At 44.4% G+C, this 21,005-nt stretch carries 22 protein-coding genes; 20 read left to right on the top strand and 2 right to left on the bottom strand.

The features are described from left to right. The first annotated feature begins 159 nt into the window (after positions 1 to 159). From rnpA to NIT04_RS18495, 10 genes are all read left to right on the top strand, one after another. Complete coding sequence (gene rnpA / locus NIT04_RS18540) at positions 160 to 510, top strand: ribonuclease P protein component (RefSeq protein WP_252504975.1); 351 nt, start codon at positions 160 to 162, stop codon at positions 508 to 510. A 92-nt stretch (positions 511 to 602) separates the two neighbouring features. Further along, positions 603 to 1,373, top strand: a complete 771-nt coding sequence (gene yidC, locus NIT04_RS18535; protein WP_252504974.1) for a membrane protein insertase YidC — start codon at positions 603 to 605, stop codon at positions 1,371 to 1,373. Then, complete coding sequence (gene jag / locus NIT04_RS18530) at positions 1,370 to 2,149, top strand: RNA-binding cell elongation regulator Jag/EloR (protein WP_252504973.1); 780 nt, start codon at positions 1,370 to 1,372, stop codon at positions 2,147 to 2,149. Before yidC ends, jag begins: the two co-directional genes overlap by 4 nt. A 341-nt stretch (positions 2,150 to 2,490) precedes the next feature. Continuing rightward, positions 2,491 to 3,876: a tRNA uridine-5-carboxymethylaminomethyl(34) synthesis GTPase MnmE gene (gene mnmE / locus NIT04_RS18525; RefSeq protein WP_252504972.1), complete on the top strand. Its 1,386-nt coding sequence runs from the start codon at positions 2,491 to 2,493 to the stop codon at positions 3,874 to 3,876. A gap of 346 nt (positions 3,877 to 4,222) precedes the next feature. Beyond that, positions 4,223 to 6,112 carry a tRNA uridine-5-carboxymethylaminomethyl(34) synthesis enzyme MnmG gene (gene mnmG / locus NIT04_RS18520; RefSeq protein WP_252504971.1) on the top strand — a complete coding sequence of 630 codons (1,890 nt, stop codon included), beginning with the start codon at positions 4,223 to 4,225 and terminating at the stop codon, positions 6,110 to 6,112. Between the two features lie 59 nt (positions 6,113 to 6,171). After that, the gene (rsmG, locus tag NIT04_RS18515) at positions 6,172 to 6,888 is read left to right on the top strand and encodes a 16S rRNA (guanine(527)-N(7))-methyltransferase RsmG (protein ID WP_252504970.1); all 717 of its coding nucleotides are present in this window, start codon (positions 6,172 to 6,174) and stop codon (positions 6,886 to 6,888) included. A 386-nt stretch (positions 6,889 to 7,274) separates the two neighbouring features. After that, positions 7,275 to 8,135: a nucleoid occlusion protein gene (noc, locus tag NIT04_RS18510; RefSeq protein WP_252504969.1), complete on the top strand. Its 861-nt coding sequence runs from the start codon at positions 7,275 to 7,277 to the stop codon at positions 8,133 to 8,135. A gap of 191 nt (positions 8,136 to 8,326) precedes the next feature. Continuing rightward, positions 8,327 to 9,088, top strand: a complete 762-nt coding sequence (locus NIT04_RS18505; protein ID WP_252504968.1) for a ParA family protein — start codon at positions 8,327 to 8,329, stop codon at positions 9,086 to 9,088. Continuing rightward, on the top strand, positions 9,081 to 9,917 hold the full coding sequence (locus NIT04_RS18500; RefSeq protein ID WP_252504967.1) for a ParB/RepB/Spo0J family partition protein: 837 nt from the start codon (positions 9,081 to 9,083) through the stop codon (positions 9,915 to 9,917). The genes NIT04_RS18505 and NIT04_RS18500 overlap by 8 nt, the downstream gene beginning before the upstream one ends. A 63-nt stretch (positions 9,918 to 9,980) precedes the next feature. After that, complete coding sequence (locus tag NIT04_RS18495) at positions 9,981 to 10,688, top strand: DUF554 domain-containing protein (protein ID WP_252504966.1); 708 nt, start codon at positions 9,981 to 9,983, stop codon at positions 10,686 to 10,688. Here NIT04_RS18495 and yyaC read toward each other — a convergent pair. Next, a complete protein-coding gene (gene yyaC / locus NIT04_RS18490; protein ID WP_252504965.1) occupies positions 10,657 to 11,235 on the bottom strand; it encodes a spore protease YyaC in 579 nt (192 codons plus the stop codon). The two genes, NIT04_RS18495 and yyaC, sit on opposite strands and share 32 nt — an antisense overlap. 95 nt (positions 11,236 to 11,330) lie before the next feature. Here yyaC and NIT04_RS18485 point away from each other — a divergent pair, with 95 nt between their 5' ends. The 3 genes from NIT04_RS18485 (at position 11,331) to ychF (ending at position 13,631) form a co-directional block, all read left to right on the top strand. Further along, complete coding sequence (locus NIT04_RS18485; protein WP_252504964.1) at positions 11,331 to 12,224, top strand: mechanosensitive ion channel family protein; 894 nt, start codon at positions 11,331 to 11,333, stop codon at positions 12,222 to 12,224. A 57-nt stretch (positions 12,225 to 12,281) separates the two neighbouring features. Beyond that, positions 12,282 to 12,449 (top strand): DUF951 domain-containing protein, encoded by a 168-nt coding sequence (locus tag NIT04_RS18480; protein WP_251628254.1) that lies wholly within the window; start codon positions 12,282 to 12,284, stop codon positions 12,447 to 12,449. Between the two features lie 81 nt (positions 12,450 to 12,530). Further along, positions 12,531 to 13,631 carry a redox-regulated ATPase YchF gene (gene ychF, locus NIT04_RS18475; RefSeq protein ID WP_252504963.1) on the top strand — a complete coding sequence of 367 codons (1,101 nt, stop codon included), beginning with the start codon at positions 12,531 to 12,533 and terminating at the stop codon, positions 13,629 to 13,631. A gap of 43 nt (positions 13,632 to 13,674) precedes the next feature. Here the strand turns inward: ychF and NIT04_RS18470 are convergent, their stop codons facing one another. Further along, complete coding sequence (locus NIT04_RS18470) at positions 13,675 to 14,439, bottom strand: DUF3267 domain-containing protein (protein WP_252504962.1); 765 nt, start codon at positions 14,437 to 14,439, stop codon at positions 13,675 to 13,677. A gap of 155 nt (positions 14,440 to 14,594) precedes the next feature. Between NIT04_RS18470 and rpsF the strand changes: the two genes are divergently transcribed. The 7 genes from rpsF (at position 14,595) to dnaB (ending at position 21,000) form a co-directional block, all read left to right on the top strand. Continuing rightward, complete coding sequence (gene rpsF / locus NIT04_RS18465; protein WP_252504961.1) at positions 14,595 to 14,882, top strand: 30S ribosomal protein S6; 288 nt, start codon at positions 14,595 to 14,597, stop codon at positions 14,880 to 14,882. A gap of 70 nt (positions 14,883 to 14,952) precedes the next feature. Next, entirely contained in the window at positions 14,953 to 15,462 is a 510-nt protein-coding gene (gene ssb / locus NIT04_RS18460) for a single-stranded DNA-binding protein (RefSeq protein ID WP_252504960.1), read from the top strand. Between the two features lie 41 nt (positions 15,463 to 15,503). After that, on the top strand, positions 15,504 to 15,740 hold the full coding sequence (gene rpsR / locus NIT04_RS18455) for a 30S ribosomal protein S18 (RefSeq protein ID WP_252504959.1): 237 nt from the start codon (positions 15,504 to 15,506) through the stop codon (positions 15,738 to 15,740). 518 nt (positions 15,741 to 16,258) lie between these two features. After that, a complete protein-coding gene (locus NIT04_RS18450) occupies positions 16,259 to 17,200 on the top strand; it encodes a YybS family protein (protein WP_252504958.1) in 942 nt (313 codons plus the stop codon). A 12-nt stretch (positions 17,201 to 17,212) separates the two neighbouring features. Beyond that, a complete protein-coding gene (locus NIT04_RS18445) occupies positions 17,213 to 19,180 on the top strand; it encodes a DHH family phosphoesterase (protein ID WP_252504957.1) in 1,968 nt (655 codons plus the stop codon). Between the two features lie 2 nt (positions 19,181 to 19,182). Next, a complete protein-coding gene (gene rplI, locus NIT04_RS18440) occupies positions 19,183 to 19,629 on the top strand; it encodes a 50S ribosomal protein L9 (protein ID WP_252504956.1) in 447 nt (148 codons plus the stop codon). 12 nt (positions 19,630 to 19,641) lie between these two features. Further along, positions 19,642 to 21,000 carry a replicative DNA helicase gene (gene dnaB / locus NIT04_RS18435; RefSeq protein WP_252504955.1) on the top strand — a complete coding sequence of 453 codons (1,359 nt, stop codon included), beginning with the start codon at positions 19,642 to 19,644 and terminating at the stop codon, positions 20,998 to 21,000. Positions 21,001 to 21,005: the final 5 nt, after the last annotated feature.

Below are 21,005 nucleotides of genomic sequence, written 5' to 3'. Positions count from 1 at the left end.
CTATATATTGAAATATATTCTTTGTTATATGAGCATCCTGTTAATCGTTTGGATAATAAACCAATGAGTGCTCATTTGTTGATTGGAGAAGAAGGCGGCTTGTCCGAGTAAAGCGTCTGCTTAGGTCGAAAATCAACGGGATCCATGGAGGTGAAGGGTTTGAAGAAACGTCAGCGGGTCAAAAAGAACGAGGACTTTCAAAAAGTATTTAAAAAAGGGAAGTCAGTCGCGAATCGCCAATTTGTCGTCTATTCCTATAGGAAGGAAGGGCAACAAGAATTCAGGATCGGACTATCCGTCGGCAAGAAATTAGGGAATGCGGTGACGCGTAATCGTATAAAACGCTATATCCGCCAAGCCTTCCTGGAAATGAAAGAAGAGCTGAAAAATGATCAGGACTATGTTATTATCGCCAGACATCAGGCGACCACACTTGATTTCCACGAAACGAAAAAAAGCTTGCAGCATGTTTTAAGGATCGCCAAAGCCTTCAAATCGAAACAAGCGTAGAGGCGTTATTGAGTAAGAAGTAGAACGTAATAAATGTTCATGATAAACTGAAATCACCGATATTTCATAGAAACAGATTTGGGGGATACGATTTGAAAAAAAGAGCCGCGTTATTACTTATGCTGACCGTGTTGTCAGTATTCCTTGCCGGATGTTCGGAATTCAACCAACCGATATATGAATCGAGCGAAGGTTTTTGGAATAAATACATTGTCTGGCCGATAGTGTCCTTGATTGTCACATTCAAAGACCTACTCGGTACATATGGACTAGGAATTATTGCAGTAACGATCATCATCCGACTTGTCTTGCTTCCATTAATGATCAAGCAAGCCCAAAATTCGAAGCGAATGCAGCAAATGCAGCCGATCCTTGCCGGCTTGAAAGAGAAATACAAATCGAAGGATGCTGTGACGCAGCAAAAATACCGCGAAGAAATGCAAAGGGTGATGACGGAGCAGAAAATCAATCCTGCTGCAGGATGTCTGCCAGTTTTGATTCAAATGCCGATCATCATCGGGCTTTATCATGCTATCAGCCGGATGAATGCTACACCGGAAATTGAAATCGGGAAATTTCTTTGGTTCGAACTTGCGGCGCCGAGCATTACGCTGGCAGTTGTTGCAGGACTCATGCAGTTTGTCGTTTTACGGACAGGTCCTGCAATGGACAATCCTCAAATGAAAGCAATGATGTATATCATGCCTTTCATGATCATTATTTTCGGTACATTCCTACCAGCAGCACTTGCACTTTATTGGGTTATCGGTAATATCATTTCAATTATCCAGAATATCTTCATTTACAAACCATTTAAGAAAAAAGAAGTGGAACCTGTAAAAGTAGGAGGGAAAAGGAAATGAAAAAGATAACGCGAAAGGGGGCAACAGTAGAGGTTGCGATTGCGGCGGCCCTACAAGAGCTCAATGTTACGCGTGAAGAAGTCGATATTGAAATAGTGGATGCCGGAAAGAAAGGGTTTCTCGGATTTGGTGCAAGAGAAGCAGAAGTGACCGTCACACTAAAAGAACCAATCAAGCAAGAAGCGAAAGAACTTGAAGAGAAGAAGGAAAACATTCAGGCAGAAACGGAAGAACCGCCAATTGGAGATGAAACAGTAGCTCAGGCTGTTGAACTGGCAATGCAAACAATCGAGGCGGAAGCCAAGGATCCAGCTATGTCGGACGAGCAGGCAATCAATGAAACGAAAGCTTATGTGACGGAAATTGCCAAAGCGATGGGAATTGACGATCTAGTCGTTAAACACGAAATGGATGGGAAATATTTATCTTTCCAATTGGAGAGCGAGAAAGCGGCATACCTAATCGGCAAACGAGGTCAAACATTGAATGCTTTGCAGCAGCTTGCCCAGCTCGTCGCCAATAAAACATCCGAGCAATTCAAAGTTGTGCGCCTTGACGTAGGCGACTATCGTGAACGCCGCGAACAATCATTGGAGCAATTTGCGGAAAGGATGGCCGATCAAGCCGTCCGGAATGGAAGAAAAGTTCAACTGGAACCGATGCCTTCCTATGAAAGGAAAGTCATTCATAACGCATTATCAAATCGATTGGACATCGAAACGTATTCGGAAGGAACCGATCCGAACCGATACCTTGTCATCGAGCCGATCAGTTAATAGGGAACCCCGTGAAACTTCACGGGGTTTTTGTTTGCCTGCAAATGATTCCCCTCGGAGAAAAGTGGATGCACCAGTGAAATAAGAGGTCCAAGGTGAGCATATGCATCCTAAACTTGCGCATCACCCCTGCAAAATCGAGCATAATTAGCTCTAACTCACGTCAAACACTCCCAAACTCCCGCAAAAATTTGACAGCTTTGCCTTTGTTATAAGTTATCCACATTTTTTTGATCCCACAACTATGAGAATGGCTGGATTTGTGTTATTATATGTTGTCAGATAGTCAAGTCAAAACAGGTTATCCACATGTGGGTAACCGAGTTAGGAAGGTGAAGAGTGTGCATTTTGATACAATAGCTGCCATATCGACTCCAATGGGGGAAGGGGCTATCGCCATCGTCCGGCTTAGTGGAGATGAGGCTATCGGCATTGCAGATAAAATATTCCGTTCTCCGTCAGGGAAAAAACTTGCGGATGAACAATCACATACAATCCATTATGGGCATTTAACAGATCCGTCCACGGATGAAATCGTCGAGGAAGTCATGGTATCCATCATGAAGGCTCCGAAGACGTTCACCCGAGAAGACGTCGTCGAAGTGAATTGCCACGGCGGCGTGGTGGCGGTAAACCGCGTCCTCAACCTTGTGTTGAAAGAAGGGGCTCGCCTTGCAGAACCGGGCGAGTTTTCCAAGCGTGCATTTTTGAATGGACGCATTGATTTATCACAGGCCGAAGCAGTCATGGACCTGATCCGTGCAAAAACGGATCGGGCGATGAATGTCGCCTTGAATCAGATGGAAGGAAAGCTTTCCAGGCTGATCGGCGAACTGCGGCAAGCGCTTCTTGAAACATTGGCGCAAGTCGAAGTGAATATCGATTATCCGGAATATGACGACGTCGAAGAAGTGACCATTCCACTCATGATCGAAAAAGGGACGTGGGTGAAAGAAGAGATTGAGAAACTTCTTCGCACTTCATCCCAAGGGAAAATCCTTCGTGAAGGATTATCGACGGTCATCGTCGGAAGGCCGAATGTCGGTAAATCTTCTTTGTTGAACAGCCTCGTTCAGGAGAATAAAGCAATTGTCACCGATATTGCAGGAACGACCCGTGATATTATAGAGGAATACGTAAACGTCAGAGGAGTGCCGTTGCGTCTCGTAGACACGGCCGGCATCCGGGAGACGGAGGATATCGTCGAGCGGATCGGGGTTGAAAGATCCCGTCAAGTCCTGAAGGAAGCAGATCTTATTTTGCTTGTCCTGAATAGTTCCGAGCCACTAACGGAAGAGGATATACGGCTTTTCGAAGCAACTGAGGGAATGGATCTCATTGTCGTCATCAACAAAACTGACCTGCCACAGAAGATCGATATGCAGCAAGTGAGAGAACTGGCTGGCACTGGTGCGATCGTCACGACTTCCATCCTGAAGGAAGAAGGCATTGATGAGTTGGAAGAAGCAATCGCCAAGCTTTTCTTCGAAGGAACGCTCGAGGCGGGCGATCTGACGTACGTATCCAATGCGAGACATATTGCATTGCTCCACAAGGCTCATAAAACCATCCAGGATGCCTTGTCCGCTGCAGAGGCAGGCGTGCCCGTCGATATGATTCAAATCGATGTCACGCGGACGTGGGAGCTCCTAGGCGAAATCGTAGGCGACACTGTCCAAGACAGCCTCATCAACCAGTTGTTCTCCCAGTTTTGTTTAGGTAAATAATATGTATAGACCAGTTAGTGAACGATTTTTTTTGAACATACTTTTGGCAGCTCATGTTGCTTGTAGTGCAGGTGCGAGACTCCTGCGAAAGCCGTAACGAAGGACGGCTTTTGCGAGCAAAAGCGTTAGCGTTGCGAGCAGGAATGGTAAGAAAGATGCCTTAATTTCTGCAAAAAGCGCAGAAATACGGCAAATCGAACCCTACGCTGTTCGATTGGCTCAAGCCATGCCCGCGGAAAGCGAGTACCGGAACGAAAAGCAGTTTTGCATGTTAAAAATATGATTTTCTTTTGTATGTTTTATTTATAGACACGGAAAATTTATATATTAGGAAGGATGAACGAACATGCCACAATTTGAAGCAGGCACGTTCGATTGTATAGTCATCGGAGCAGGTCATGCCGGCGTTGAAGCGGCATTGGCTTCCGCGAAGATGGGTGCATCGACATTGGTGCTAACAATGAATCTTGACATGATCGCTTTCATGCCATGCAATCCGTCACTTGGAGGTCCCGCTAAAGGGATTGTCGTCCGGGAAATTGACGCGCTAGGCGGAGCGATGGGGAAAGTAATTGATAAAACACATATCCAAATGCGGATGTTGAATACAGGGAAAGGGCCAGCTGTCCGTGCACTACGTGCGCAAGCGGATAAAGTCCTCTACCAACAAGAAATGAAACGCGTCCTTGAAGAACAGGAAAACTTGACGCTTCATCAAGGAGTCGTTGAAGAACTAATCGTCGAAGATGGCGAAGTAAAAGGGCTCGTTACGCAAATCGGTGCAATTTACCGCGCGAAAACGGTCATCATTACGACAGGGACTTTCCTTCGTGGGGAAGTCATCATCGGCGACTTGAAATATTCAAGCGGTCCGAACAACCAAATGCCGGCGATCAAGCTTGCCGAAAATCTGCAGGAACTCGGATTGGAAACAGTACGTTTCAAAACCGGCACACCGCCGCGAATTAACGGTAACACGATCGATTACAGCAAAACGGAAATTCAACCGGGTGATGACGTACCACGTGCTTTCAGTTACGAAACAACACAATTCATCATGGACCAATTGCCTTGCTGGTTGACATACACAACGCCGCAAACGCATGAAATCATTAACGAAAATCTTCATCTATCCCCAATGTATTCAGGTATGATCAAAGGGAAAGGGCCAAGCTATTGCCCTTCAATTGAAGACAAAATCGTCCGTTTTGCAGACAAATCGCGCCATCAAATCTTCTTGGAGCCGGAAGGCCGAAATACAAAAGAGTATTACGTCCAAGGACTTTCAACTAGCTTGCCTGAACACGTTCAACGCAGACTAATCGAAAGCGTGCCAGGATTGGAGAAAGCGGAAATGATGCGGGCCGGATATGCCATCGAGTATGATGCAATTATTGCAACACAACTTTGGCCGACACTTGAAACGAAAAAAATTAAAAATCTATACACTGCCGGGCAAATCAACGGAACATCAGGCTATGAAGAAGCGGCTGCTCAAGGAATTATGGCGGGCATTAATGCAGCGAGCAAAGTGCTCGGAAAGGAAGAAGTAATCCTTGGAAGATCGGACGCTTATATCGGCGTTCTGATCGACGACCTTGTAACGAAAGGAACGAGCGAACCATATCGTCTCCTAACATCCAGAGCGGAATACCGTCTCTTGCTGCGTCATGACAATGCCGATTTACGTTTGACGGAAATCGGATACAAACTTGGAATGATCAGTGAAGAGCGCCACGAGAAATTCCTCCTCAAAAAACAACAAATTGAAGAGGAAATCGATAGACTTCGAAAAGTGACGATCAAACCAAGTGAAGCAGTCCAAGAAATTATCCGTGAATCAGGCGGTACAGAGCTGCGCGAACCGATGAAAGCGGCGGATCTATTAAAACGACCTGAGATGAAATACGAACAAATTATCACTGTCGCGCCACCTGAGGAAGAGAAATCCCTAGAAGTGGCGGAGCAAGTGGAAATCTTCATCAAATATGAAGGCTACATCGAAAAATCAATGCAACAAGTGGAACGCATGAAGAAGATGGAGAATAAAAGAATTCCTGAGAACATTGATTACAATGCCATTTCGGGAATCGCCAAAGAGGCGAAAGCAAATCTGTCCGCTGTCAGACCGTTATCCATTGCGCAAGCATCAAGGATTTCAGGTGTGAACCCGGCAGACATCTCCATTCTACTTGTTTACATTGAACAAGGGAAAATCGCGAAAATTACTGGTTAACATCATGTGACTGATGTGGGATAAGTCCGCATCAGTCTTTTTTTAGAAGGAGGATCCGAGTGAACGAAGAACAATTCATAGAGGCGCTGAAAGAGCAGGGGATAAGCCTCTCCGATCATCAGCTCAACCAATTTAACAAATACTTCCAAATGCTAGTTGAATGGAATGAAAAAATGAATTTAACAGCGATAACGGATGCACCATCTGTTTATCTAAAACATTTTTACGATTCCATTACCGCCGCATTCTACACAGATTTGACCGGAAGTAAATCCATTTGCGATGTCGGAGCAGGAGCAGGATTTCCGAGTATTCCTTTAAAAATCTGCTTCCCGGATTTAGCCGTAACAATTGTAGATTCATTAAACAAGAGAATCACATTTTTGACTGAACTTGCTAAGGAACTCGAACTGGATAACGTAAGGTTTATCCATTCAAGAGCCGAAGATTTCGGACAAGACCCGAAATACCGTGAACAATTTGATATCGTCACGGCCCGTGCAGTTGCCCGTTTATCTGTCCTTTCAGAACTATGTCTACCCCTTGTGAAAGAGGGCGGAATTTTCATTTCCATGAAAGGTGCAGCTGCGGAAGAAGAATTACAAGATGCCAAAAAAGCAATCCACGTGCTAGGAGCGGAACTCGTTGAGAAGTTTTCTTTCGATTTGCCAATGGAGGAAAGTGAAAGAAACATATTCATCTTGAACAAAATCAAAAAAACACCTAAGAAATACCCTCGAAAGCCAGGCATCCCGAATAAAACGCCAATCAAATAAATGTTTCACGTGAAACATTTCCTACTTGTCAGTGAATTCTTATCCAAATAAAAATGAAGAACAGGCGCTGTAAAAAAACCATAGCGCCTATCTTTATATTATCTTTTCATTACAAGGATTTTTATTGGCAGACTCCGTTGATTGAAGTGGAAGTCGGCGACTCCAGCGAACGCCTTTACGAAGAAAGGCGTTTGAGAGTAAAAGCGAAGCGTTACGAGCAGGTTGTAACACTACTACCGCGGAAAGCGTCCGACTGAAGCGAAAATCAAATTATAGTATTGTAATCTCATTGAATCTACTCTTTAATAAGTAATAAAGAGGATATATAATAGATATGACGAAATAGCTATTAATGATGAGCAGTTTTGTAAAGGTGGGTGCCGGCGATGAAAAACACGTTTTCACGGTTTTTTGGTAGTGGAGAAAAAGAACCTGATTTACAGAACATAGATAAAACTCCACAAGAGAAAGTCGATCAAGTAAAGATTGATTTAATTAAACCGAATAAATATCAACCTCGAACCATTTTTTCTGAAGAGAAAATTGAAGAGCTTGCGCGCACAATTCATACACATGGAGTGATTCAACCGATTGTCATTAGAAAAAGTGACGATGGATATGAAATCATTGCAGGTGAACGAAGATTTCGTGCAATGAAAAAACTAGGTTGGGAAGAAGTCCCAGCCATTATTCGTGATCTCGACGATAAAGAAACAGCGTCCATAGCATTGATTGAAAACTTGCAGCGTGAAGAATTAACGGCAATCGAGGAAGCATACGCTTATGAAAAGTTATTGGAGTTACATGGTTTAACCCAAGAAGCCCTAGCGCAAAGGCTTGGGAAAGGGCAATCGACCGTTGCCAATAAGTTGCGTTTGTTGAAACTTCCGGATGAAATCAAGAACAGTATCCTTACGAAGGAAATATCCGAAAGACATGCGAGGGCTTTAATTTCCGTGAAGGATGCTGAATTGCAGCATAAGCTATTCCAAGAGGCGATTGATGAGCAGCTCAATGTAAAGCAATTGGAAGAACGAATTCAACAAGCGTTAAACCCCGTTGAAGAAGAGAAGGAAAAGAAGAAAGCCGTTAAGAGGAAATCGGTCAGCAAAGATGTCCGAATTGCACTAAATACGATTCGGCAATCACTGGCGCTTGTTACGAAAAGCGGCATCAATGTAAAAACAGAAGAAGAAGATACAGAGGAATTTTATACAATCACAGTTAAAATACCGAAAAAGAAATAATAAAACAACATAGCATTCTCGTAAAATGTGCGAGATGACTCTTGCTTGACTGGAGCAGGAGTTTTTTTGCGCTATACATTACCACGGCCAACGTTTTTTTGATAAACTAGTAAAGAGTGAACGAAATAGAATGAATCTATTCATTATTAAAGATAGCTTTTTGATAGATGAGTGAGAAAGCAGGTGCAAGTGTGGGTAAAATTATAGCCATTGCCAATCAAAAAGGAGGAGTTGGTAAGACAACCACTTCGGTAAATCTTAGTGCTTGCCTTGCACATATCGGCAAAAAGGTCTTGTTAATAGATGCCGATCCACAAGGGAATGCAACGAGTGGGGTAGGGGTCAATAAAGGTGACGTGCATCAGTGCATATATGATATGTTAATCGATGACGTTAACATAAATGAAGTCGTCCACCAAACGAAGATGGAAAACTTGTCTATCGTACCTGCGACTATTTCATTGGCAGGTGCGGAAATTGAATTGGTTTCAACCATTTCTAGAGAAGTACGGATGAAACATGCGATCCAAGAGGCAAAGGAATTGTATGATTATATTATCATCGATTGCCCACCATCTTTAGGGTTATTGACAATCAACTCATTGACCGCTGCAGATTCGGTCATCATACCAGTTCAGTGTGAGTATTACGCTTTGGAAGGGCTAAGCCAATTATTAAGTACAATCAGGCTCGTCCAAAAGCATTTGAATGAAGGCCTGACAATTGATGGCGTGTTATTGACAATGTTCGATGCGAGAACAAACTTAGGAATTCAAGTTATTGATGAAGTGAAGAAGTATTTTCAAGATAAAGTGTACGGAACGATCATTCCACGAAATGTACGTCTGAGTGAAGCGCCAAGCCATGGAGAACCAATCATCATTTATGATTCAAGATCGAGAGGCGCAGAAGTATATTTAGAGCTGGCAAAGGAAGTGGTGCACAATGGCTAAAGGTCTTGGAAAAGGGTTGAACGCTTTATTTCCCGATGAGTCTTTAACAAAAGCAGAGTCAATCGAGAATATTCGATTGAAAAGCATTAAAGTGAATCCGTATCAGCCTAGGAAGATATTTGACGAGAATGCAATCCAAGAATTAAGTGAGTCGATTAAGGAGCATGGAATTTTACAGCCGATCATTGTCCGGAAAGTAGGGACGATGTATGAAATTGTAGTTGGGGAAAGACGTTTCAGAGCTGCCAAAATGGCAGGATTAACTGAGGTTCCAGCAGTCGTCCGTCAACTGACAGATGAAGAATCGATGGAAATGGCGATTCTTGAAAACTTGCAACGTGAAGATTTGACGCCAATCGAGGAAGCGGAAGCTTATCAAAAGCTTATGGATAATCTAAGTCTTACGCAGGAACAACTTGCATTCAGACTAGGGAAAAGTCGTCCTCATATAGCAAACCATATCCGACTACTCAGCTTGCCTGATAAGGTCCGAACTTTGATAACAGAGGGCAAACTCTCGATGGGACATGGACGTACTTTGCTTGGTCTCCGAAAGAAGGAACAAATATTGTTGATTGCCGAAAAGACGATCAATGAAGGTTTGAACGTCCGTCAATTAGAGAAGTTGGTTCACAGGTTAAATGAAAATGTTCCACGTGAAACAAAGCCGGAAAAGAAAAACATTTTCTTGGAAGAGCAAGAATCGCACTTGAGAGAATATTTCGGCACCAATGTAACGATAAAGAAATCGAAGAACAAAGGTAAAATTGAGATCGAGTTTTTCACAGAAGAGGATCTTGAAAGAATCCTAGATCTATTGAATGAATAAGCCTGTACCTATTTTGCTCTATGCAAAATAGGTATTATTTTTAGCAGATGGAAGTGAAAAACGATGATATTACTTGGTTCGATTATCAATGCCTTGTTAATAATAATAGGGGCTCTACTTGGCCGTTTTTTATATAACATCCCGGAACGGATGAAAGAGACCGTTATGTATGGAATCGGATTAGCGGTCGCGGCAATCGGTATCCAAATGATATTCGAAAGCACGCAAATATTGATTGTGATCATTAGCATCGTCATTGGAGCAATCATTGGGGAATGGATGGACCTGGACAATAAAATCAACGAATTAGGAAATTGGATTGAGCGGAAATTTCCTTCGAAAAAAGAAGGACCAGGCATTGCGCAAGGTTTTGTCACGGCAACGCTCATCTTCGTTGTCGGTTCAATGGCCATTATTGGAGCGATAGACAGCGGCTTACGGAACGACCATGACGTGTTGATCATGAAGGGCATCATCGATGGATTCACATCTGTCATCCTTAGTTCCACGCTTGGCATTGGCGTCATGATCTCTGCGGTCCCTGTTTTTCTTTACCAAGGACTCATTACATTATTTTCGACGCAAATTAGCCGCTTTGTGCCAGATGAGCTATTGCAATTTTTTATTTCCGAAATGACTGCGACGGGCGGCTTAATGATCGTCGGAATTGGATTGAACTTGATCGGCATTACGAAAATCCGAGTGGCGAACCTCATCCCGGGAATCTTTGTCGTCGGTATTATTGTAACAACCGTTCATTTCCTGTTTTAAATCTTCCATAGGCTAATTGAAGGGAGCGGGAAATGACTCGGCTCATTTCAAAAGGAAGATGCAACCGAGTGCTTTGCAGGACGGCCTGTTCCATGAAACCCGAAATATTGACGACCCCTTTGATGGATAAATTACCGACAGGGGGCAATTCTTTTCCGACCGCTTTACCGGGATAGAGCGGACCACGATGGAACAGCAAGTGGCCGATGGAATCGCTTCTACCTAAGCAAGCATCGATTGCGACGATGAAAGGGGAAGGGTTCATCGCTAGCCGTTCATCTAATTGTTGTTGTAGATTAAGGGCATGCAATGGCTTTTCCAAAGTCCCGACGACATGAAAAGGAAACAATAAAGATTCGGCCAAATGGGAACCGGTTAACGGTCCTAATGCGTCTCCAGTGGATCGGTCCGTTCCAATGCAAAAGAAGGTTAAAGACTCCTCGTGAAAGGGGATATGTTCAAGGAAAAATGTGCTGAGCTTCCAAACAGCACCTGTTTCATTATAGTGAAGACGGTAATCATAATTAGTGGAAAGTGCTGAATGCATGACAAAACTCCATTCTAATTAATAGTCCACAATGAATTGATTGTGTAGCAGTATACGCGGCTTCATGAGGATTTATACGGAAAGGCATGATGCGGATGACGAATAAGCAAACAGAAGGTATTAAAGAAGTGCTCATAAATGAAGAAACCGAAAAAATCGGCAGATTCATCTTCTCAGAACAAACGTGGATCGATTTCGGAATTATTGCCGTAAGGATTGCCATTATCATCGCAATCTCAATTATTGTCGTACAAGTCGGCAAATATATTATTCGAAAGATCTTCAAAATCAAATTAAAGGGTCCGATTCGGAAAGAAGAGCGGCGAGAACAGACTTTGCTCAAGCTGCTCGAGAACACGCTTAGCTATGTTATCTATTTTTCAGCAATCCTATCCATCCTGCAGGAGTTTAATATCGACGTGAAAGGGCTTCTAGCGGGAGCAGGGGTACTAGGCCTCGCTGTCGGTTTCGGAGCGCAAAGCCTCGTGAAGGACGTCATTTCAGGATTCTTCATCCTTTTCGAAGACCAATTTTCAGTCGGAGATTACGTCAAAATCGGAACTGCCGAAGGTAAGGTAGAAGAGATCGGTTTACGGACAACGAAAATAAAAAACTTCACCGGAGAGCTTTTCATTTTACCGAATGGTACTATCACGCAAGTCGTCAATTATTCTTTGAAAAATTCTTTGGCGATTGTCGATGTCACCATTCCATTTGAACTCGGCATCGAAAAAGTCGAAAAGGCGATCGATGCATTTTTGGATTCGATGAGTAAGGACAACCCCGACCTTCTAGGAAAGCCGAAATTGATCGGTGCCCATGACTTCACGGAAGACTCAGTCATTGAACGGATCATCGTTGAAACGAAGCCGATGCGTCATTATGACATTGCAAGGAATATTAGCATGGGGATAAAAAAACATTTGGAGCAGGAAGGAATCGAGATTCCATATCCTATACTTGTTTCAAAATCATTTAATAACCAATAAGTGAGCAAGGAGAGATGGACGGTGGAGAAAGAGTTTCATTTGAATGATGTCGTGGAAATGAAAAAACCGCATCCGTGCGGAACGAATGCATGGAAAATCATCCGGATGGGCGCTGACATCAGGATAAAATGCGAAGGGTGCGGCCATAGTGTAATGATTCCACGGAATGAATTTGCAAAGAAGATGAAGAAAGTTCTCGTCAAGGCGGAAGCAGAACAAAATTAGACAGGAACGCCAACTATTCTTATAATAGAAGAGTTGCAAAGATGATTATGAAATTGACCTATATGAAAGGTTGGGAAATAAATGGCGTTAACAGCTGGAATCGTCGGTCTACCGAACGTCGGGAAGTCGACTCTATTCAACGCAATAACGAAGGCGGGAGCAGAGGCTGCCAACTATCCGTTCTGTACGATCGATCCAAACGTCGGAATCGTAGAAGTGCCGGATGAACGGCTTCAAAAATTAACTGAGCTTGTCGTACCAAAAAAGACAGTTCCGACAGCTTTTGAATTTACAGATATTGCAGGGATTGTTGAAGGGGCGAGTAAAGGGGAAGGACTAGGAAATAAGTTCCTCTCTCATATCCGCGAAGTCGATGCGATTTGCCAAGTCGTCCGTTGTTTTGACGATGAAAATATTACTCATGTATCAGGGAAAGTGAATCCGATCGACGATATTGAAGTCATCAACTTGGAACTAATCCTTGCTGACATGGAAAGCGTGGAAAAACGCTTGACTCGTGTATCCAAAATGGCGAAGCAAAAAGATAAGGATTCCATGGCTGAGGAACCGGTCTTGCTGAAGCTAAAAGAAGCTTTCGAGAATGAAAAGCCTGCCCGCTCCGTCGAATTGACACCGGAAGAATTCCAACTCATCAAAGGGATGCATCTGTTGACAATCAAGCCGATGCTTTACGTCGCAAACGTTTCGGAAGATGAAATTGCCAATGCAGAAGAGAACGAGTATGTCAAAATGGTCCGCGACTTTGCCAAGAAGGATAATGCGGAAGTGATTGTCGTAAGTGCAAAAGTTGAGGAAGAAATGGCTGAATTGGATGATGAAGAGAAGGCAATGTTCCTTGAAGAATTAGGGATAAAGGAATCTGGCCTAGATCAACTCATCAAAGCTTCTTATCATCTATTAGGCCTTGCAACTTACTTCACAGCAGGTGTCCAAGAAGTCCGCGCATGGACATTCCGTAAAGGGATGAAAGCGCCACAATGTGCAGGCGTTATCCATACAGACTTCGAACGTGGTTTCATCCGTGCAGAAACTGTTTCTTATGATGCGCTAGTAGAAGCCGGATCAATGGCAGCTGCCAAAGAAGCAGGCAAAGTCCGTCTAGAAGGAAAAGAATACGTAGTCCAAGACGGGGACGTCATGTTGTTTAGATTTAACGTATAAATAAATGAAAACAACCGGAGAAGGACATCCTTTTCCGGTTGTTTTACTGTATATTGCGTCCTGGCTTAAATAAGTATAGCTTCGGCTTCTCGGGATCATCCTTTACTAGCCAATCATCCGGAAGTTTCCGCAGCTCCTTATACATCGCAAAGTCACCAGCAGCACCGCCAATCAGAAAAGCGGCTAGCCCAAGCCAAATACCGTTGCTTGTAACAAGTCCGATCATAGCGGGTACTACGCCAGTAGTCCAAAAAGGAAGCAATAAAGCTTTTTGGATAGCCTTGTTCGTCATTAGGCGATCAGTCGTTGCATAAGCAATACCCAATTTGAGATTCATTCCAACAATCATGCTCTTCCAAGGCACGTTACCGAACATCCTGAAACCAAGCAGATGAAAAAGCTCATGAAGAATAATCAAGAGCACATATCCACCAACAAAAAACAGAACATTCCAAACGGTGAATGTAAAAGATAGTTCCTGATAAATAAGACCATCTACAACAAGCAATCCAATGAGCGTCAAAAACGTCACCCACAACCCACTCTTAGCCACCTTCGGCAAATCAATCTCAATTATCTTATCCGGTCCAGAGAAGTCTTCCATTAAATCATCACCTCTTACTAATAAGTATACACGAAGCGAATATGTTGGATTTATAAATTGAAAAGAATTGCCAAGGATTGGAGTGGAAGGCGGCGACTCCTGCGGGAACAGCACGAGCTGAAAGCCCCGCAGGAACGCAGTGACGAGGAGATTGAAGCCGTGCCCGCGGAAAGCGTCCGCCTGTAACGGAAATCCGGTTAGCAAGAACTATTTATTTATGTGAAATTATTTAATTCACATCAATAATAGTTGATTACCTGAAGACATCATGTTAAAATATGATGATGTGAGTAATAAAAATTACTTACTCCTTGCCCGCCGTAACAAGTGGGCCAAAGTCCATAAGGAGGTGACTAAAGATGAGAAAGTACGAAATCATGTACATCATCCGTCCAACAGTAGAAGATGAAGCAAAAAAAGCATTGATCACTCGTTTCGATGACATCCTAACTTCAAACGGAGCGGAAATCATCGAGTCGAAAGAGTGGGGCAAGCGTCGTCTTGCTTACGAAATCGACGACTTGCGTGAAGGCTACTACCAATTGGTAACACTAAACGCAGGAACTGAAGCTATCGATGAATTCAATCGTCTTGCGAACATCAACGAAGATATCATTCGTCATATGGCTGTTCGTCTGGACAACTAATCCATATAAGAACGAAATGCACTACCGTTAATAGGTGAAACTTGAAAATGATGAGGGAGGTTGCATTCTGATGATTAACCGTGTCGTTTTAGTTGGCCGATTGACAAAAGATCCTGAACTCAAGTACACACAGAGCGGAATTGCGGTAACACGCTTTACGCTAGCGGTGAATCGGACATTCTCGAGCCAATCGGGCGAGCGTGAAGCTGATTTCATCAACTGTGTCACTTGGAGGAAGCAGGCGGAAAACACTGCGAACTTTTTACGTAAAGGAAGTCTTGCTGGAATCGAAGGCCGTATCCAAACGAGCAGCTTCGATGGACAAGATGGCAAGCGTGTCTTCATGACAGAAGTCGTAGCGGACAGCGTGCAATTCCTTGAACCGCGCAGTGCAAATGCTGAGAGATCCGGAGCTGCTTATGGTGGAGCACCACAGAACGAACAACCGTATTATCAGAATCAGCAGCCGAACCAGCAATATCAACAACCAGCTCAACAAAACTATACACGTACTGACAACGATCCATTCGGTACGAGCAGCGGTCCGATTGAAGTATCGGATGACGATCTGCCGTTCTGATGAATGATTGTCGGTAACGTAAAGTAAGGAGGGAAAGCGATATGGCACCACGCCGTGGAGGTCGCAGACGTCGTAAAGTCTGCTATTTTACATCGAACAACATTACAAATATCGATTATAAAGATACTGATCTACTTAAGAAATTCGTTTCTGAACGTGGAAAGATCTTACCTCGCCGTGTAACTGGTACAAGCGCGAAATATCAACGTAAATTAACGTCTGCTATTAAACGTGCTCGTATTATGGCACTTCTTCCGTTCGTTTCGGAAGAAAGATAATTATACTTTTTTAACCGCCTTGTGATACCGGCATCCCCGGTCCCAAGGCGGTTTTTTGAATTGATTACAACACATGAATAGTTGTCAAATGCATTGGTCACGATGGTTATCCAAATACATTCCTGGCTAACAGCATGTCTTATGGGTGCGGAACGGCTATCGTTTCCAAGCCTAACAAACTCGCGCCCAATGCCGTTGACAATCAACAAACCTATCGGAGTAGGAACGTTCGTTATGCGTAAATAAATCGATTTATGCGTTTTTATGGACAGTTATGAGCGTTTCCTGGGAAATATGCGTATTTAGAGACGTTTATGCGCGTTTAGAAGAATTTATGCGTATTTGCTCTAAGGAAGGTTGCCGGTGCTATCGAAATACCGGTATGTATGTAAAAAGTCCAAAGCTGAGAGGCCATACTGCCCTTTGGTTAATCGGCAGTAATCATGATACAATTATAAGAACTCACTTGTTTGAGGAGATAGACAATATTAAGTCCATTGACTGGACGGAGGAACTGAATGATGCAGGACCAATCACAAAAAATAACATACGGTGCGATGATGCTCGCATTGTTCACGATACTCCTGGCAGGGGCCGCTTATGTCCCTTTCCTCGGAAGTATCATAATGATTTTCATTCCATTGCCAATCATACTTTATCGGCTGCGCTACGATAGGAGCTCGACGATTTTCGTTGTCATTGGCGGCAGTATTCTGTCCCTGATCGTTGGAGGCATTTTGTTAATGCCTTTTGCATTGATGTTCGGGGTGCTCGCCTTCCTCGTTGCCGAATCGGTGCTTTTGGGCAAATCAAAGCTGTACACGTTCATGGCAACGGGACTCTTCTTCATCGTGACAGGCGCATTGGTTTATCTCATAGCCGCGATTGTTTTCGAAGTCAATGCAATCGATAGTCTGATGACGATGCTGAAAGAGGCGGAGACGCAATTCAAGGCGTCGCTCGAAAGCTTGGGAGCATTGCCGGGGAACTACGAAATGATAGTAGAAGAAGCGTTCACTATGTACCGGTCTGCAATTCCAGCTATGTTCATCCTGGCGGTATATGGTTTTACGTTCATTATGGTAATCCCCAATTTCGAGATGCTCCGCCGACTTGGCCATCAAGTGCCTACGTTTCCACCATTCCGGGAGATGAGGCTGCCCGTCATCACCATTTTCATCTATGGGCTCATCATTCTACTTCCATGGATGATGGACTTGAAACCGGAGTCTTCGGCTTACTTGCTATATGTAAATGCGACAATCATTTTACGATTCCTCTTGCTATTGCAAGGGCTCGCATTGATTCACTACTTTATGTACAAAATGAAAGTACCGGCTATTGTCACGGTACTTTCCACGATTTTCGCATTGCTTTTCAGTCCAATAACCACACTTCTTGGCATACTTGATATAGGCGTGAATATCCGTGCTTGGATCGGAAAAGACAACTTGAAGTAAGGGGATGAGACAATGAGGTCAATTTTTAGAAGAAGAGCTATCCGATACCCACTGACTGTCATATCTCTCCTTGGATTGATAGCGGCCGTCCTTTTATTCCTATCGAATTTCTGGGAGGGCCTTTTATTTACGATCCCTTTCACGATAGCAGCAGGCATCGCCTGGAAGCTTGAAGAGCAGACGTATGTCGAGACGGAAAAGCATATCGAATCTCTCTCCTATCGCATGAAAAAGGTTGGGGAAGAGGCGCTGCTCGAGCTGCCGATCGCCATTATCCTTTTTAATGAAAAACAGATTATCGAATGGGCGAACCCGTATGCCGTCAATATCTTTGATAAAGAGACGCTTATTGGGGAGGAATTGTTCCAGCTATCCGAAGCATTTCAATCCGTTATTAAAAATGAAGGACAGAAAACGACATTGAAGGTCGGTGTTTCAACATATCAAGTCATTTACAGGGCTGAGGAAAAACTGATCTATTTATTCGACATCACTGAAAAAGTGGAGATCGAATCTCTCTATTATCAAGACCGGACAGTGCTCGGAGTCATGCTTATCGACAACTACGACGAGCTTGCCCAGACGATGGACGACCAGACGAGGAGCAATCTCAACTCGCTTGTCACATCACTAGTGAATCAGTGGGCATTGGATAACGGCATCTTTGTAAAAAGGATTGCATCTGATCGTTTTTTAGCGGTTTTCAATGAAGCGATCCTGTCCAAGTTGGAAACGGCGAAGTTTTCGATATTAGATGATATACGGGAAAAGACCGCTAAGCACAATGCAAGCTTGACGCTTAGCATCGGTGTCGGAACCGGCTCCGCCTCGCTGACAGAGCTTGGAGAGCTCGCACAATCCAGTCTGGATCTCGTACTCGGTCGCGGAGGCGATCAGGTCGCCATTAAGCATAAGGATGGCAAACTCAAATTTTTCGGAGGCAAGACAAATCCGGTGGAAAAGAGGACCCGTGTCCGTGCCAGGGTCATTTCACACGCTTTACGCGATTTGATCCAAGGCAGCGATAAAGTGGTTATCATGGGCCACAAAATGCCCGACATGGACGCAATTGGAGCATCCATCGGGGTTCGGAAGATGGCTAGAATGAATAACGTGGAAGGCCATGTTGTCCTCAACTTTGACGAGCTCGATGGCAGCGTGACCCGCCTGATGGAAGAAATTAAAAAAGACGAAGAGTTGTTTGCCCAATTTATCGATCCGGAAACCGCGTTATCGATGCTGACAGAGAGATCCCTTCTTGTCATCGTCGATACGCATAAACCGAGTATGGTCATCGATGAGCGATTGATCGATAAGGCCGAAAAGGTCGTTGTCATCGACCATCATCGACGAGGCGAGGAATTTATTAATAATACGATGCTCGTCTATATGGAACCGTATGCTTCATCGACAGCCGAGCTTGTGACAGAGCTTGTGGAATATCAGCCGAAGCATGAAAAGCTGACGATGCTCGAATCAACTGCGTTGCTCGCAGGGATTGTCGTCGATACGAAAAGCTTTACGCTGAGGACGGGATCAAGAACCTTCGAGGCGGCTTCCTATTTACGGACAAACGGCGCCGACACAGTGCTTGTACAGCGATTGCTGAAGGAAGATATCGGGACATATATTCAGCGGTCCAAACTGATCGAAACGGTGGAGCTTACTTCTTCTGGCATCGCGATTGCAAAAGGGGAGGAAGGCACCGTCTATAGTTCAGTTCTGATTGCACAGACAGCAGATATTCTCCTGACGATGCAAGGGGTCATCGCCTCGTTCGTCATCGCTTCCCGCTCGGACGGGAAAATCGGCATCAGTGCAAGATCCCTTGGAGAGCTTAATGTACAGCTCGTCATGGAGGAGCTTGGCGGTGGTGGGCATTTGACGAATGCCGCCTGCCAGCTTGAAGTGGAAACGATAGAAGAAGCGGAGCATTTATTGAAATCCGCTATAGAAGATAAAAATGAAGGGGGAAAATGATTATGAAAGTTATTTTTTTGAAAGATGTTAAAGGCAAAGGTAAAAAAGGCGAAGTGAAAGAAGTATCTGTCGGCTATGCGCAAAACTACCTGTTGAAAAACAAATTGGCCATTGAAGCTACACCTGCAAACTTAAGCCAGCTTGAAGGTCAGAAGAAGCGTGCCGAGAAAGACGCGGCGGCGGAACTGGCTGAAGCAAAGAAGCTGAAAGAACTCATCGATGAGACGACTGTGGAAATGAAAGCGAAATCCGGAGAAGGTGGACGCCTCTTCGGTTCGATCACAACGAAGCAAATTGCTGACGCTCTCGAGAAAAATCATAAAATCAAAGTGGATCGCCGTAAGATGGAACTGCCTGATGCAATACGGGCTCTCGGCTATACAAATGTGCCGATCAAACTGCACCCGGAAGTTACCGCTACGCTTAAAGTCCATGTAACCGAAGAATGATAGGGAGCGATAATGATGGACCAGATGTATGATCGCGTTCCCCCGCATAACAACGAAGCTGAGCAATCCGTCATTGGTGCAGTCTTCCTGCAACCGGAAGCGCTGATTACGGCTTCGGAAATTCTTCGCCCGGATGACTTTTACAAAACGGCGCACGAGAAGATCTTTGACACGATGCTAATCCTGAGCGACAAAGGACAAGCGATTGACGTCGTCACGGTTACCGAAGAGCTTTCCGCCAAAAAGGAATTAGAAGATGTCGGTGGCATTTCATATTTGACCGAAATTGCAAATGCCGTACCGACGGCGGCGAATATTGAGTATTATGCCAAGATTGTCGAAGAGAAATCCATTCTGAGACGGCTCATCCGAGTGGCGACCAATATCGTCGAGGAAGGTTTCACAAAAGAGGATGAAGTTGAAGCAGTCCTTTCCGAAGCTGAAAAAAGGATCATGGAAGTTTCCAACCGGAAAAATGCCGGAGATTTCAAGCACATTAAAGATGTCCTTGTGGAAACATACGACAATATCGAACTTCTTCATACGAGAAAAGGCGAAGTGACTGGCATTCCGACCGGGTTCCGAGACCTTGACAAGATAACGGCCGGCTTTCAGCGGAATGACCTGATCATCGTTGCCGCCCGTCCTTCCGTCGGTAAAACGGCGTTTGCCTTGAACGTCGCCCAAAACGTGGCGACGAAGACAGATGAAAACGTTGCGATTTTTAGTTTGGAGATGGGTGCGGAACAACTCGTCATGCGTATGCTTTGTGCGGAAGGAAATATTGACGCGCAAGTGATGCGTACAGGGAACTTGGAAGCAGAGGATTGGCGGAAATTGACGATGGCGATGGGAAGCCTGTCCAACGCCGGAATCTTCATTGACGACTCCCCGGGCATCCGGATTAACGAAATCCGCTCCAAGTGCCGACGACTTCAGCAAGAGCATGGTTTAGGCATGATTATGATCGATTATTTGCAGCTTATCATGGGAAGCGGCCGTTCCGGCGAGAACCGTCAGCAGGAAGTTTCCGAAATATCCCGTTCCTTAAAAGCGCTTGCCCGGGAATTGAAGATCCCGGTCATCGCACTCTCCCAGCTTTCCCGTGGCGTAGAGCAGCGTCAAGACAAGCGGCCGATGATGTCCGACTTGAGGGAATCGGGAAGTATCGAGCAAGATGCGGATATCGTTTCTTTCCTTTATCGGGAAGATTACTATGATAAAGAAACAGAGAATCAGAATATGATTGAAATCATCATAGCGAAGCAGCGGAACGGCCCAACCGGTACCGTCACTCTAGCTTTCGCCAAGGAGTTCAATAAGTTCCTCAACATCGACTGGAGCCAACACGAAGCCCCGTCCTATCAATAATTCAA

Source organism: Sporosarcina sp. Marseille-Q4943 (assembly GCF_943736995.1).
In the GTDB taxonomy this organism is placed as follows: Bacteria; Bacillota; Bacilli; order Bacillales_A; family Planococcaceae; genus Sporosarcina.
The sequence above is the reverse complement of the archived record's forward strand: the minus strand, read 5'-3'. Positions and strand labels throughout refer to the sequence as shown.

What these genes read in the sequence shown, in the direction of transcription:
- NIT04_RS18485 (WP_252504964.1), top strand. Translation starts at nt 11,331, where the DNA reads ATGACGAATAAGCAAACAGAAGGTATTAAAGAAGTGCTCATAAATGAA.
- NIT04_RS18495 (WP_252504966.1), top strand. Translation starts at nt 9,981, where the DNA reads ATGATATTACTTGGTTCGATTATCAATGCCTTGTTAATAATAATAGGG.
- NIT04_RS18500 (WP_252504967.1), top strand. Translation starts at nt 9,081, where the DNA reads ATGGCTAAAGGTCTTGGAAAAGGGTTGAACGCTTTATTTCCCGATGAG.
- jag (WP_252504973.1), top strand. Translation starts at nt 1,370, where the DNA reads ATGAAAAAGATAACGCGAAAGGGGGCAACAGTAGAGGTTGCGATTGCG.
- noc (WP_252504969.1), top strand. Translation starts at nt 7,275, where the DNA reads ATGAAAAACACGTTTTCACGGTTTTTTGGTAGTGGAGAAAAAGAACCT.
- dnaB (WP_252504955.1), top strand. Translation starts at nt 19,642, where the DNA reads ATGATGGACCAGATGTATGATCGCGTTCCCCCGCATAACAACGAAGCT.
- rplI (WP_252504956.1), top strand. Translation starts at nt 19,183, where the DNA reads ATGAAAGTTATTTTTTTGAAAGATGTTAAAGGCAAAGGTAAAAAAGGC.
- yyaC (WP_252504965.1), bottom strand. Translation starts at nt 11,235, where the DNA reads ATGCATTCAGCACTTTCCACTAATTATGATTACCGTCTTCACTATAAT.
- ssb (WP_252504960.1), top strand. Translation starts at nt 14,953, where the DNA reads ATGATTAACCGTGTCGTTTTAGTTGGCCGATTGACAAAAGATCCTGAA.
- rpsR (WP_252504959.1), top strand. Translation starts at nt 15,504, where the DNA reads ATGGCACCACGCCGTGGAGGTCGCAGACGTCGTAAAGTCTGCTATTTT.
- NIT04_RS18445 (WP_252504957.1), top strand. Translation starts at nt 17,213, where the DNA reads ATGAGGTCAATTTTTAGAAGAAGAGCTATCCGATACCCACTGACTGTC.
- NIT04_RS18450 (WP_252504958.1), top strand. Translation starts at nt 16,259, where the DNA reads ATGATGCAGGACCAATCACAAAAAATAACATACGGTGCGATGATGCTC.
- mnmG (WP_252504971.1), top strand. Translation starts at nt 4,223, where the DNA reads ATGCCACAATTTGAAGCAGGCACGTTCGATTGTATAGTCATCGGAGCA.
- NIT04_RS18480 (WP_251628254.1), top strand. Translation starts at nt 12,282, where the DNA reads ATGAAAAAACCGCATCCGTGCGGAACGAATGCATGGAAAATCATCCGG.
- rpsF (WP_252504961.1), top strand. Translation starts at nt 14,595, where the DNA reads ATGAGAAAGTACGAAATCATGTACATCATCCGTCCAACAGTAGAAGAT.
- ychF (WP_252504963.1), top strand. Translation starts at nt 12,531, where the DNA reads ATGGCGTTAACAGCTGGAATCGTCGGTCTACCGAACGTCGGGAAGTCG.